General features: G+C 58.8%; 13 protein-coding genes. 4 read left to right on the top strand and 9 right to left on the bottom strand.

The features are described from left to right. Positions 1-7: 7 nt before the first annotated feature. The 4 genes from proB to rplU all read right to left on the bottom strand — a co-directional run bounded on the left by proB (position 8) and on the right by rplU (position 3290). On the bottom strand, positions 8-1126 hold the full coding sequence (proB, locus tag VC35_RS18015; protein ID WP_046041771.1) for a glutamate 5-kinase: 1119 nt from the start codon (positions 1124-1126) through the stop codon (positions 8-10). Between the two features lie 137 nt (positions 1127-1263). Then, complete coding sequence (gene cgtA / locus VC35_RS18010; RefSeq protein WP_008052064.1) at positions 1264-2487, bottom strand: Obg family GTPase CgtA; 1224 nt, start codon at positions 2485-2487, stop codon at positions 1264-1266. Positions 2488-2682: 195 nt separating this feature from the next. After that, positions 2683-2940 (bottom strand): 50S ribosomal protein L27, encoded by a 258-nt coding sequence (rpmA, locus tag VC35_RS18005; RefSeq protein WP_003281574.1) that lies wholly within the window; start codon positions 2938-2940, stop codon positions 2683-2685. A gap of 35 nt (positions 2941-2975) precedes the next feature. Continuing rightward, positions 2976-3290 carry a 50S ribosomal protein L21 gene (gene rplU, locus VC35_RS18000; RefSeq protein ID WP_007950961.1) on the bottom strand — a complete coding sequence of 105 codons (315 nt, stop codon included), beginning with the start codon at positions 3288-3290 and terminating at the stop codon, positions 2976-2978. 239 nt (positions 3291-3529) lie between these two features. On the opposite strand from rplU, the gene VC35_RS17995 reads away from it, so the two are divergent. From VC35_RS17995 to VC35_RS17985, 3 genes are all read left to right on the top strand, one after another. Then, positions 3530-4498 carry a polyprenyl synthetase family protein gene (locus VC35_RS17995; protein ID WP_008052062.1) on the top strand — a complete coding sequence of 323 codons (969 nt, stop codon included), beginning with the start codon at positions 3530-3532 and terminating at the stop codon, positions 4496-4498. A 133-nt stretch (positions 4499-4631) separates the two neighbouring features. Further along, positions 4632-4973, top strand: a complete 342-nt coding sequence (locus VC35_RS17990) for a zinc ribbon domain-containing protein YjdM (protein WP_020798653.1) — start codon at positions 4632-4634, stop codon at positions 4971-4973. Between the two features lie 203 nt (positions 4974-5176). Then, positions 5177-5434, top strand: a complete 258-nt coding sequence (locus VC35_RS17985) for a PA4570 family protein (protein WP_046041770.1) — start codon at positions 5177-5179, stop codon at positions 5432-5434. A 133-nt stretch (positions 5435-5567) separates the two neighbouring features. Here VC35_RS17985 and VC35_RS17980 read toward each other — a convergent pair whose 3' ends face one another. The 3 genes from VC35_RS17980 to VC35_RS17970 form a co-directional block, all read right to left on the bottom strand. Further along, on the bottom strand, positions 5568-6185 hold the full coding sequence (locus VC35_RS17980) for a BamJ family beta-barrel-assembly machinery protein (protein ID WP_008052058.1): 618 nt from the start codon (positions 6183-6185) through the stop codon (positions 5568-5570). Between the two features lie 121 nt (positions 6186-6306). Further along, positions 6307-6597 (bottom strand): DUF6482 family protein, encoded by a 291-nt coding sequence (locus VC35_RS17975; RefSeq protein WP_046041769.1) that lies wholly within the window; start codon positions 6595-6597, stop codon positions 6307-6309. Between the two features lie 131 nt (positions 6598-6728). Continuing rightward, positions 6729-7217: a TIGR00645 family protein gene (locus VC35_RS17970; protein ID WP_007990463.1), complete on the bottom strand. Its 489-nt coding sequence runs from the start codon at positions 7215-7217 to the stop codon at positions 6729-6731. A 170-nt stretch (positions 7218-7387) separates the two neighbouring features. Here VC35_RS17970 and VC35_RS17965 point away from each other — a divergent pair, with 170 nt between their 5' ends. Further along, on the top strand, positions 7388-9217 hold the full coding sequence (locus VC35_RS17965) for a hypothetical protein (protein ID WP_046041768.1): 1830 nt from the start codon (positions 7388-7390) through the stop codon (positions 9215-9217). A 6-nt stretch (positions 9218-9223) separates the two neighbouring features. On the opposite strand, the gene VC35_RS17960 is transcribed toward VC35_RS17965, so the two are convergent. Both VC35_RS17960 and VC35_RS17955 read right to left on the bottom strand, forming a co-directional pair. After that, positions 9224-9565: a PA4575 family protein gene (locus tag VC35_RS17960; RefSeq protein WP_046041767.1), complete on the bottom strand. Its 342-nt coding sequence runs from the start codon at positions 9563-9565 to the stop codon at positions 9224-9226. Between the two features lie 336 nt (positions 9566-9901). Further along, the gene (locus VC35_RS17955) at positions 9902-12340 is read right to left on the bottom strand and encodes a Lon protease family protein (RefSeq protein WP_046041766.1); all 2439 of its coding nucleotides are present in this window, start codon (positions 12338-12340) and stop codon (positions 9902-9904) included. Between the last annotated feature and the right edge of the window lie 66 nt (positions 12341-12406).

Below are 12406 nucleotides of genomic sequence, written 5' to 3'. Positions count from 1 at the left end.
TATTCCTTCAGACCAGGATCAGGTTATCGCGGTGAACCAGCTCCGGCTCCGCCATGTAACCCAACAGACCGACAATCGCCTCGGACGACTGACCGATGATTTTTTGCGCTTCCAGCGCACTGTAGTTGGCCAGGCCACGGGCAATCTCACGACCGTCCGGCGCTACGCAGACCACCATCTCGCCGCGACGGAAGCTGCCCTGCACCAATTTGACCCCAACCGGTAGCAAGCTCTTGTTGCCCTCGGACAACGCGATTACAGCTCCCGCATCCAGCACCAGGGTGCCACGGGTTTGCAGATGACCGGCCAGCCACTGCTTGCGCGCCGCCAGCATGCCGCGCTCCGGCGACAGCAAGGTGCCGATACGCTCGCCCGCCTTGAGGCGATCCAGCACACGCTCGATGCGCCCACCAACGATGATGGTGTGAGCACCGGAACGAGCCGCCAGACGCGCAGCACGCAATTTGGTCTGCATACCACCACGCCCCAGCGCACCACCGGTGCTACCCGCCACCGCATCGAGAGCCGGATCATCGGCGCGCGCCTCGTAAATCAGCTGGGCATCCGGATTGTTGCGCGGATCGGCGTCGAACATGCCATCGCGATCCGTCAGGATCACCAGCAAATCAGCCTCGACCAGGTTGGCCACCAGCGCCGCCAGGGTGTCGTTGTCGCCAAAACGGATTTCGTCGGTGACCACGGTGTCATTCTCGTTGATCACCGGAATGACCTTCAGCTCGACCAGCGCACGCAAGGTGCTGCGGGCATTCAGGTAGCGCTTGCGATCGGACAAGTCGTCGTGAGTCAGGAGAATCTGCGCGGTATGCCGGCCATGCTCGGCAAAGCTCGACTCCCAGGCCTGCACCAACCCCATCTGGCCGATTGCCGCGGCAGCCTGAAGTTCGTGCATCGCACTGGGTCGCGAGGTCCAGCCCAAACGGCTCATGCCGGCCGCCACCGCCCCGGAGGACACCAGCACCAGCTCGACACCCGCCTCATGCAAGGCCACCATCTGCTCAACCCAGACACCCATTGCCGCGCGATCCAGGCCTTTGCCGTCCGCCGTCAGCAAAGCGCTGCCGATCTTCACGACCCAACGCTGCGCACCTGTCACCTTGCTCCGCATCATCTTCAACCTTAGCTTGAGGGCAGCGCGACCTAGCACTGCCCGTGACGTTATTCGTGGTTATTCGTGACCAACAATCGATTTCCAGATACCAAAACGCCGCTCGATTGAGCGGCGCTTAAGTTTATCGCAACGAATCAGTCACGCACGTAAATGATTTCCGGACCGTCTTCGTCATCCACATCTTCTTCGTCCCAATCATCGTCGCCGATGTCGTGGACCGACTTCACGCCGCTACGACGCAGGGCACGCTTGTCATCCAGCGCCTGCAGTTGCGCGCGAGCTTCATCTTCGATGCGCTGATCGAGATCGGCCAGCTCTTCCTTGTAGGCCGGGTCATTGGCCAGGCGATCAGCACGATCTTCCATGTAACGCATGATGTCGTGGCACAGACGCTCGGTCCCGAGCTTGGAGATGGCCGAGATCACATAGACCGGGCCAGTCCATTCCAGGCGATCAACGATTTCCTTGACGCGAGCATCGTGCTCTTCATCAAGGATCTGGTCGCACTTGTTCAGGACCAGCCAGCGATCACGTTCCGCCAGGGACGGGCTGAACTTGATCAGCTCGTTGACGATCACTTCAGCGGCATCCGGTGCACTGGCGTCATCCAGCGGCGCCATGTCCACGAGGTGCAGCAGCAGACGCGTACGCGCCAAGTGCTTGAGGAAGCGAATGCCCAGGCCAGCACCTTCGGAAGCGCCTTCGATCAGACCCGGAATATCGGCAATGACGAAGCTCTTCCAGCGATCGACGCTGACCACACCCAGGTTTGGCACCAGCGTGGTGAACGGGTAGTCGGCAACTTTCGGCTTGGCAGCCGAAACCGAACGGATAAATGTACTTTTACCGGCGTTCGGCAAGCCCAGCAGACCGACGTCAGCCAGTACTTTCATTTCCAGCTTCAGGTCGCGCTGCTCACCCGGCTTGCCCGGAGTGGTCTGGCGCGGCGCACGGTTGGTACTGGATTTGAAACGGGTGTTGCCCAGACCGTGCCAGCCGCCCTGCACCACCATCAACTTCTGACCGGCCTTGGTCAGGTCGCCGATGACTTCCTGAGTCGCGGAGTCGATCACCGTGGTGCCGACCGGAACGCGCAGGATCAGGTCTTCACCCTTCTTGCCGGTGCAGTCGGTGCTGCCGCCGTTGGAGCCACGCTCGGCATCGAAGTGCCGGGTGTAACGGTAGTCCACCAGGGTGTTGAGGTTTTCGTCGGCCATCATGTAGATGGAACCGCCATCACCGCCATCACCGCCGTTCGGTCCACCGTTCTCGATAAATTTTTCCCGGCGGAAACTCATGGCACCATTGCCGCCATCACCAGCCTTTACGCGAATCGATACTTCATCAACAAACTTCATAACAAACGCCTCTCGCCATACGGACGAGCCGAAAAACAATCAAGACATAAGACTCTTGCAAAAATGAGCGCAGCGACCCTAAACCACGACACCTACATCGTACGCCGACAGCCCATACAAACAGCTTTGCAAGAGACTCACCCCACAAACGAAAAAGCCCCGTCGCGAGACAGGGCTTTTCCAGCGATCGCGCAATTAAGCTGCGACTACGCTCACGTAACGACGACCGAAGGCGCCTTTTACTTCGAACTTGATCACGCCTTCGACTTTAGCGAAGAGGGTGTGATCTTTACCCATGCCAACGCCGTAGCCAGCGTGGAATTGGGTGCCGCGCTGACGCACGATGATGTTGCCTGCTTTGATAGCCTGGCCGCCATACATCTTCACGCCAAGGCGTTTGGCTTCTGAGTCGCGACCGTTACGGGTACTACCACCAGCTTTTTTGTGTGCCATGAGTTCAATTCTCCTAGTGAGGAATTAGGCTGTAATTAAGCCTGAATACCGGTGATTTTGATCTCGGTGTACCACTGGCGGTGGCCCATACGCTTCATGTGGTGCTTACGGCGACGGAACTTGATGATGCGGACTTTATCGTGACGACCTTGGGAGATCACTTCAGCCACAACGGTAGCGCCAGCAACAACTGGAGCGCCGATATTCACGTCGTCACCGTTGGCAACCAACAGAACGCGATCAAAGGTAACGGATTCGCCGGTAGCGACTTCCAGTTTTTCGATCTTCAGGTATTCACCTGGGGCGACTTTGTACTGCTTGCCGCCAGTAACGATTACTGCATAAGACATGGTATTTCTCCGATAATCCTGCTCACCCAGCTCTTTATAAGAAGAGGTATTGGCTGGCATGGCTGCATGGGGCTGGAGGCCCGCTTGCAATTGCGTAAGGCAGGTGCTGCCCAGGAAGTTCAGGGTGCGCGATTGTACGCAAGGCACGAGCGCCTTGCAAGGGGCCGTCCATCGCGCCTTGACACCTGCAAGCGTGGGTCCTAGCATGCCGCGCAACCCTTCTGGAGCGACTGTCGCTGATGCAACCCCAAGCTTTCTACCGCGCGGTGGCGGACGATTTTAGCGCCGTCGACGGCATCATCAAGAAGCAGCTGACTTCTCGAGTGCCGCTGGTATCGAAAATCGGTGATTACATTACCTCGGCCGGCGGCAAACGCCTGCGTCCTTTATTAGTGTTGCTGTGTGGCAAGGCCCTGGGTCGCGAAGGCGACGAGCTGCGTCTGCTGGCCGCGACCATCGAGTTCCTGCACACCGCTACCCTTCTGCATGACGATGTAGTCGACATGTCCGGCATGCGCCGTGGCCGCTCGACCGCCAACGCCATGTGGGGCAACGCGCCAAGCGTACTGGTCGGCGACTTCCTGTATTCGCGCTCGTTCGAAATGATGGTCGAGCTGGGTTCGATGCCGGTGATGAAGATCCTTTCGCAAGCCACGCGCATCATCGCCGAAGGCGAAGTGTTGCAGCTGTCGAAGGTGCGTGACGCCAGCACCACCGAAGAAACCTACATGGAAGTCATCCGCGGCAAGACCGCGATGCTCTTCGAAGCCTCGACCCACAGCGCCGCCGCCCTGTGCCAGGCCTCGCCGGAACAGGCTGAAGCCCTGCGTACATTCGGTGATCACCTGGGCGTGGCCTTCCAGCTGGTCGACGACCTGCTCGACTACAAAGGCGACGCCGAAACCCTGGGCAAGAACGTCGGTGACGACCTGGCCGAAGGCAAGCCGACCCTGCCGCTGATCTACACCATGCGCGAAGGTACGCCAGAACAGGCCGCCCTGGTGCGCAAGGCGATCCAGAAAGGCGGGATCGAAGACCTGGAAAGCATCCGCGAAGCCGTGGAAGCCTCGGGCTCGCTGGAGTACACCGCGCAACTGGCCCGTGACTATGTGGCCCGCGCGATCAAGTGCCTCGAAGCGCTGCCTGCCAGCGAGTACCGCGATGCACTGGTTGAACTGAGTGAATTCGCGGTCGCGCGTACACACTGACAACACTGCAAAACCCTGTGGGAGCAAGCTCCCACAGGGTTGTTCCCCACAGGTTTTCCTGCATTGCGCCCTCTCCCGCCTAAAACCCTATACAATGTGCGCTTTTTAGCGATCCTGAATCCAAGGAGCCTTAGTGAGCACGTTGCCACCCTGCCCAAAATGCAATTCCGAATACACCTATGAAGATGGCGCCCAGCTGATCTGCCCCGAGTGCGCCCACGAATGGTCCGCCAGCGGTGAAGCCGAAGCTGTGTCCGATGACGCAGTGAAAAAGGATTCGGTCGGCAATGTCCTGCAAGACGGCGACACCATCACCGTGATCAAGGACCTCAAGGTCAAGGGTACGTCTTTGGTGGTCAAGGTCGGCACCAAGGTCAAGAACATCCGCCTGTGCGATGGCGATCACGACATCGATTGCAAGATCGACGGCATCGGCCCGATGAAACTCAAGTCCGAGTTCGTCAGAAAAGTCTGAGCCTGCTGTTCTCCATCCCGCGCCCGGCGTGGGATGGAGCCTCCCCCTCCCCGTCTCACCCAGTAAATCCTCGCAATAGCCAAACGCCAGTCGTTTTGACCTGACGCAATCTTTACCCGGAAAAAAGCGCAAACCGCCAATAGGTCCTTGCTATTTGATGAATAAGAATTATTCTCATCAAATCCTAAGTGGAGATGAGAACCATGACTTATTTGATCGATGCCTGGCTGGACCGCCCACACCCTTACCTCAGGATCCTGCATCGGGAAACCGGGGAAGTCTGTGCCGTGCTTGAAGAGGAAGCCTTGAGCGAACTGCAGGATCAGGGTGATCTTGACCTCAATGGCCTGAGTTCCAACGAGCCGGTGGTGCTCAAGGAACTGGTACGTAATCTGTTTCTGTTCTGCTATGCCCGGGCGTTGCGCCCGACGACGGATCCCAATGGCAAGTTTCATCCATGAGAGACACTGCAAAACACTGTAGGAGCGAGCTTGCTCGCGAAGAACTGGAAGACATCGCGTTCATTCAGAATGGCAGCGTTATCGTTAACGCCCATCGCGAGCAAGCTCGCTCCTACAGGTAAGTCAGCGGGTCTTACAGAACGTCGAGCAGTTCGACGTCAAACACCAATACGCTGTGCGGCGGGATGCTGCCAACGCCTTGAGCGCCGTAAGCCAGTTCGCTCGGCACGTACAGGCGCCATTTGCTGCCGGCGTTCATCAGTTGCAGGGCTTCGGTCCAGCCGGCGATCACGCCGCCAACCGGGAATTCCGCAGGCTCGCCGCGCTCGTAGGAGCTGTCGAACACAGTGCCGTCGATCAGGGTGCCGTGGTAGTGAGTACGCACGGAATCTTCACGGGATGGCTTGGCGCCTTCACCAGCGGTCAGCACTTCGAACTGCAGGCCGGAAGCCAGAGTGGTGATGCCGTCACGCTTGGCGTTTTCAGCCAGGAAGGCCAAGCCTTCGCCAGCCGCCGCTTCAGCCTTGGCTGCAGCTTCGGCCTGCATGATTTCGCGGATGACTTTGAAGCTGGCGGACATTTCTTCCTGACCCACACGGCTTGGCTTGCCGGCGAATGCGTCGGTCAGACCGGCCAGGATCGCGTCCAGGCTTACGCCCGGTGGCGGGTTGTCGCGCAGTTGGTCGCCCAGCTGACGGCCAATACCGTAGCTGACGCGGGTTTCGTCGGTGGACAGATTTACTTCGGACATGACACTGCTCCGCTGTGCGGACGGCTCGGGAACTTGCCATGCGTGCACAGCGCGTCCCGGAGCGCCCGGAACCAAAAGGGCCAGCAGACTAGCACAGATGTCATGCCATTGATGAGGGACGTCAGGCGATCGGCACCTTCAGGTTTTCCTCCACATCGGCAACCAGACCGCACATTTCGTCATGCACGACCGTGTGCACGAGGTTGAAGTGCAACTTGGGAAAGGAGCGCAGCACATCACGGGCATGCTCCACCGAACGCAGGCTCATCATGTGCCCGTGCGTATCGCTCAAGGGATACGCCGTGCCATGCATCCGCGCCTCCAGCAGGTAGATGCCTCCCTCCATCGAGATCAGGTTCAGCTCATCGACCTTCCCGGCGACGGCATACGCATTCAACTCTTGCAGGTTCATGAGCGCACCTCACGCAGTAGCGAGCCTCTTTACAGGGATAGGCTTCGGCGCTTCAAAGCACAAGCCACAAACGACGCCGCCCGTCTGTTTTGCAACAGACGGGCGGCGTGTTTCATGGGGCCCGCAATGGATCAGTGCTTGGTGACTTTATCCAGGTAACCCATGGCAAATGCCGAGACCACGAAGGTCATGTGGATGATCACATACCACTGCAGATGCTCGGGATCGACGTTTTTGGCATCCATGAAGATGCGCAGCAGGTGAATGGACGAGATCGCCACGATCGATGCGGCCACCTTCATCTTCAGCGACGAAGAGTCCATGGTACCCAGCCAGTTGAGCTTTTCCTTGCTGTCGTCGATGTCCAGTTGCGAGACGAAGTTCTCGTAGCCGGAAATCATCACCATCACCAGCAAACCGCCCACCAGCGCCATGTCGATCAGCGACAGCAGCACCAGGATCAAGTCCGATTCGGCCATCGAAAACACGTTCGGGATGACGTGGAAGACTTCCTGGAAGAATTTCAGTGCCAGCGCCAACAGCCCCAGGGACAGACCGAAATAGATCGGCGCCAGCAGCCAGCGCGAGGCGTACATTGTATTTTCGATAAAGCGTTCCATTGAATCTCACATGTGGACTAAAAACGGCCGCGAGTATAACAGCCGCCCGTCTATACCCAGAAGCAGCCAGAAACCGTCGAAAAATCCGTCACCTGCGCCTGTGTATCGATGTTTTTCTGCTAGTGTCCAAATCATTGACTGCTCAGTGATATCGGACAGGAAGACTGGAAATGGATGTGCGATCGCCTTTGACGAGTGCCGGAATTTGCCTGGCGCTGCTGCTGAGCGGCTGCTCGCCCAGCGACGAAAAACGCCAGGTCAGCCTCGAAGAAAAAACCGCGCAGTTCGAAAAGTCGCTGGACGCCATCCAGGATCCGAAGCTCAAGGATGCCGTGTCGGAGTTGGGCGGCTCACTGCTGCTGCTCGAACGCGCGCAACTCAAGCTCGACAACAAGCCGGTGGAAACCGAATACGGCGAAGACGCCCTCGCCATGCTCAAGCACTACCCGAGTCCGCAGGCCCTGGTCGACACCTACATCAACGGGTTGTTCGTGCTGCAAAAGGACTCCAGTTCCGACTACCTGACCGATCTGCAGCCAGTGTTCCCCTTCACTTTCAGCGTTCCTGCCGCGTTTTTGTTTCCCCATGGCCTGGAATGGCAGTCGGTCACGCTAAGCAACAAACGAGTGATTGCGTTCCAGCCGGAATGGTCGGAAACCGACCCTGGCATTCAGCTCAGCCCATCGAGCTCCAACCTGACCAACCCCGATGACCTGACCGTGGCCTACCCCTTCATCGAAGGCCTCGACATCGACAAAAAGCAGCAACCGCAACCGGTGAGCCTGCAAGGCAAGGTCGAAGTCATCGCGCCACGCCGCCTCTACAGCTTCGACCTGACGAAAAAGGACGTAGGCCAGACCCGCACCAATGACAACCTGAGCGTCACCCTGCTGGCATTGACGAACAACTACGCGGAAATCGAATACAACAACAGCGCACCGCTGGCCCCGGAAGTCAGTGAAACGCCGCTCAACCCGCTGATCGTCCAGGCCAGGGACAGCACCGGGCAATTCATCGCGCGCGCCGGTTCAATCAACGAAACCTCGGTACAAATTGCCTTCTATCAGCAGCAGCTGGCCAAGATGCAGCAGCAAAAGAACTGGAGCGAGGCCCTGGAAAAACAGCTCGACGAAGAACAACGCAACTTTGAGAAACAGCAGGCGCGGCATTATTCGAAGGTGTACTTCAACGGGGCGATCGAAACCCTCGAAGTCAGCCTGCTGGATTTTTCCGCCGTCACGGTCACCCGAAAGGACCTCGACCTGCCAATCCGGCGCTTCGATGCCAATACCACGGACAAGTCCATCCAGCCCTTGAACCTGTCCGTGGTGGTCTATGACGACCTGGCGGCGGGCTGGCTGAAAGGGGCAACGCTGAGTGAGGATGAACTGAAAAAGTACGTCAACATCAGTCAGTCGGTCGACGACCCCAGCGCCGCGCGAATCGAATTCACTCACCTGCGTACCTTCAACGATGAACTGCTGGGCACATCGTTCAACCCTGGTGAAAGTCCGGTGAGCTTCTTTACCGAAGACACTCTTGGCAAACGCGACGAGCCGATCGAACTGCCACCTGAGGCGTACCAGATCGATCCCCTGCGCGGCACCATCACTTACGATCTGAATCTGTTTCCGCAAACCCCGGCCTATGCGGTGGGCTCGATGCCGCTGTTCCTGGCCACGGTCGACAAGCAAACCGTCGAAGCCCGTCAACTGCCCAAGGGCCTCGCGCTCAAAGACAATGCACTGGTGGTGGACCTGAAGGCATTTCCCGCCCAGGACTGGCGTTTTTTCGCCAAGGACGACAGCGGTAATTACTTGAAGGAGATTCTATCGGTCAGCCATCGCGCGAGCGCACAGGGTCCGGCGCAGTTTGCCGTGCATTACTTCTACGGGCAGCCTAAGCGCCTGGAAACCTACCAGCGCACTGACCTCACCACCGTGCAATATGGTTTCGAAGTCAAACTCGACAAGGCCGACATGACGCGCCTTGATCAATAGTGCCACTCAGTGCTCGGGGTGAAACTCGAAGCCGCCCATGTTCCGGCAGCGACCACCGTTGATTTCCCGCAGTTGGGCTTGCAGGTGCAGGCACCAGATTTGCGGATCGTCGGCCAACTCGTAGCCGTGCAGGGTCAGGCTTTCAACGATGGTGTCGAGGATTGATTCAGCGACGAACGGACCGTGAAACGGGCCTTGGGCCTTGATGGCCGAAGGTTGTTCACCGGCCATTCCGGCGGCGAACAGCAGAGTCCACATGCCCGTATCTCCCGCCAATGGACGGATGGAACATTCGATACGGGTCACAAGACCCAGGCATTGACGGGTGAGACAGAGGTTGCGCGACATGGCGGCGACCCTCGGTAGATCCGGTATTCAGCCCCCATGGGAAGGCTGTTTCGATCCTGTGATTACTGTCGATATCCATGAGCAGAGAATAGAAGAAAAGTCTGGCTTGCAGGCCGAAGCAAGACCGAAAGGCGCCGAATGGTCATAGTGTGAATATTGACGTCATTTCGACGACGCTTTTCGACGTGCGCCACAAAAAACTGTGGGAGCGAGCTTGCTCCGGGCGGCGTTCCGACGATGGCGGTCGAACATTCAACATATTGGTCGAATGAAAGTCCGCTATCGCGAGCAAGCTCGCTCCCACATGGGATTGCACAGTTTCAGATCAACGATGCATCAGGCCGGTTTGGTTTCCGCCAACGCCTCTTGCGCCAACTCCTTCTCGGCTTCCTTAAGATCATCTTCGCTGATCATTTCCGCGATAACCCGCAGGCGCTCCACGACCCGTGCGTTCACGCTGCCTTCAGGGAATTCGCCATTCTCGTTCGGCTCGCCGGCCGGCTCGCCGACCAACAAGCTCAAGGCTTCGTCGGCCTGGCGGACCGCGTAGACATGGAACTGCCCCGCACGCACCGCCGCCAGCACCTTCTCGTCGAGCATCAGCGTGGCGACGTTGGCGTGAGGAATGATTGCTCCCTGCTCGCCGGTCAACCCGCGGGCTTCGCACAGACGGAAGAAGCCCTCGATCTTCTCGTTGACTCCGCCGACCGCCTGCACTTCGCCGAACTGGTTGATCGAACCGGTGATGGCAAAGCACTGCTTGAGCGGGGTTTTCGACAAGGCCGAGATCAGGGTGCAGGCCTCGCCCAAGGAAGCACTGTCGCCATCGACATAACCGTAGGATTGTTCCAGGGCGATGCTCGCGGAAATCGCCAGCGGAAACTCCTGGGCGTAACGGCTGCCCAGATAACCGGTAAGGATCATCACGCCTTTGGAGTGGATCGGCTGGCCGAGGTTGACCTCGCGCTCGATGTCGACAATGCCGCTGCCGCCCGGGTACACCGTGGCGGAAATCCGCGCAGGTATACCAAAGGCCGAGTCACCGACTTCCAGCACCGTCAAGCCGTTGCACTTGCCGACCGCCGCGCCCGCGGTGTCGATCAGGATGATCCCGGCCAGCATGTCATCGAGAATCCGCGCCGAAACCCGCCCGGTCCGCGTGGCCTTGGCCTTGAGCGCACGCTCGATGTGCCCCGCGTCGGTCATTTCATCGCCTGCCAGGTGACGAATGAAATCCGCCTCGCTGACCAGTTGGAACAAGTCCCCGATACGCGCCGACAAGCGCCCCTGATGCTCGGCCAGACGCGCGCTGTAGGTCGCCAGGCGTGCCACCGCATCGGCAGTCAGCGGTGCCATGCCTTCTTCGGAAGTACGGGTTTTGAGCAACTGGGCGAATTGCTCCAGGCTCTCGTCGACCATCGGGATGTCTTCGTCGAAGTCCACCAGGACGCGGAACATCTCCTGGAAGTCCGGATCGAGGTCTTGCAGCGTGTAATACAGCTGACGGGCACCGATGATGACGACCTTGACCTGCAACGGAATGTGTTGCGGTGTCAGGGTCACGGTGGCCAGACGGCCGAGCTCACCCAGCGGCGATTCCATTTTCAGCTTGCGCGATTGCAGGGCGCGTTTCAGCGCATCCCACACGAACGGCTCGCTGAGCATTTTGTCCGCTTCAAGGATCAGGAAACCGCCATTGGCCCGGTGCAAGGCACCCGGCCGCAGTTGGCGGTAGGTGGTGTACAGCGAGCCCTGATCGGTGCTGTATTCGATACGACCGAAGAGGTTTTCGTAGGTCGGGTGCGGCTCGAACACCACCGGCGCACCGCCGCTGACCGAATGACCGACCACCAGGCTCGGCGAGTATTGTTCTTCCAGCAACTTGCGGGCGACAGCGTCAGTCTTGCTGTCATCCACCAGTTGCTCGACCACGGTCTTGAGCAAGTACACCTGCATGGCTTGCAGATAACCGCATACCGCCGCGTTCTCGGCGTACTTCTCTGACAATGGCGACAACAATGGCTGCAAGGCCAGGGTGATGGTTTCTTCGTTCAGATGACGCAGCTGGTTGCTCGACTCGCGCTTCCATTGCGGCAGGCTGGCGAGCTCTTCGTTCAGGCGCTCCTCCAGTACCGAAATATCCTCGTGGAAGCGATCGCGCTCGGCTTCCGGCAGTTGTGCGAATTCAGCTTCGTCCAACGCCTTGCCATCGCCCATTGGGGTGAAGGCGATATTGCTGGCGTCGCGGTAGAGCGCGACGTCCTTTTCCAGTGCCAGACGCTCGATGATGTCCAGGGCCTTGTCGTAGCGCTGGTTGAAGGCGCGGTCGATGCTGCTTTTCTTCTGCTGGTAGGACGGATGCTCGAAGACTGCCGGAAACGTCGCCAGCAGGTTGTCGATCAAAACGTTGATATCGCCAATGAAGTTACCGGCAGTGCCCGACGGCAACTCCAGAGCACGTGGCTCGCGAGGCTCATCGAAATTGTTGACGTAGACCCAGTCCGCCGGGGTCTGCAGGCGCTTGCCTTCAGCCTTGAGGTAGCGTTTGACGAACGAGAACCGGCCAGTGCCGGGCTCGCCCATGACGAATACGTTGTAACCGGGGCGTGGCATGGCCACACCGAACTGCAAGGCTTCAACCGCACGTTCCTGGCCAAGCACACCGCGAAAGGGCTCCAGATCATTGGTGGTAGAGAAGCTGAACTGTTCAGCGGAAAACGGACGGGTCAGCGCTTCGGGCGCTAGACGCAAGCTGGCAGCAACAGGATCAGGCATCGGGCTTCCTTAACAATCAGGCGGGGCAGATGGCAGCATTCTGGCGCTGCCCATGCCCGACTGGCA

The organism is Pseudomonas fluorescens, from assembly GCF_000967965.1.
Classification (GTDB): Bacteria; Pseudomonadota; Gammaproteobacteria; order Pseudomonadales; family Pseudomonadaceae; genus Aquipseudomonas; species Aquipseudomonas grandcourensis.
The sequence above is the reverse complement of the archived record's forward strand: the minus strand, read 5'-3'. Positions and strand labels throughout refer to the sequence as shown.

Excerpts from the sequence above, each read along its gene's own strand:
- VC35_RS17985 (WP_046041770.1), top strand. The coding sequence starts at position 5,177 with ATGACTTATTTGATCGATGCCTGGCTGGACCGCCCACACCCTTACCTC.
- proB (WP_046041771.1), bottom strand. The coding sequence starts at position 1,126 with ATGCGGAGCAAGGTGACAGGTGCGCAGCGTTGGGTCGTGAAGATCGGC.
- VC35_RS17995 (WP_008052062.1), top strand. The coding sequence starts at position 3,530 with ATGCAACCCCAAGCTTTCTACCGCGCGGTGGCGGACGATTTTAGCGCC.
- cgtA (WP_008052064.1), bottom strand. The coding sequence starts at position 2,487 with ATGAAGTTTGTTGATGAAGTATCGATTCGCGTAAAGGCTGGTGATGGC.
- VC35_RS17955 (WP_046041766.1), bottom strand. The coding sequence starts at position 12,340 with ATGCCTGATCCTGTTGCTGCCAGCTTGCGTCTAGCGCCCGAAGCGCTG.
- VC35_RS17980 (WP_008052058.1), bottom strand. The coding sequence starts at position 6,185 with ATGTCCGAAGTAAATCTGTCCACCGACGAAACCCGCGTCAGCTACGGT.
- rplU (WP_007950961.1), bottom strand. The coding sequence starts at position 3,290 with ATGTCTTATGCAGTAATCGTTACTGGCGGCAAGCAGTACAAAGTCGCC.
- VC35_RS17965 (WP_046041768.1), top strand. The coding sequence starts at position 7,388 with ATGGATGTGCGATCGCCTTTGACGAGTGCCGGAATTTGCCTGGCGCTG.
- VC35_RS17970 (WP_007990463.1), bottom strand. The coding sequence starts at position 7,217 with ATGGAACGCTTTATCGAAAATACAATGTACGCCTCGCGCTGGCTGCTG.
- rpmA (WP_003281574.1), bottom strand. The coding sequence starts at position 2,940 with ATGGCACACAAAAAAGCTGGTGGTAGTACCCGTAACGGTCGCGACTCA.
- VC35_RS17975 (WP_046041769.1), bottom strand. The coding sequence starts at position 6,597 with ATGAACCTGCAAGAGTTGAATGCGTATGCCGTCGCCGGGAAGGTCGAT.
- VC35_RS17960 (WP_046041767.1), bottom strand. The coding sequence starts at position 9,565 with ATGTCGCGCAACCTCTGTCTCACCCGTCAATGCCTGGGTCTTGTGACC.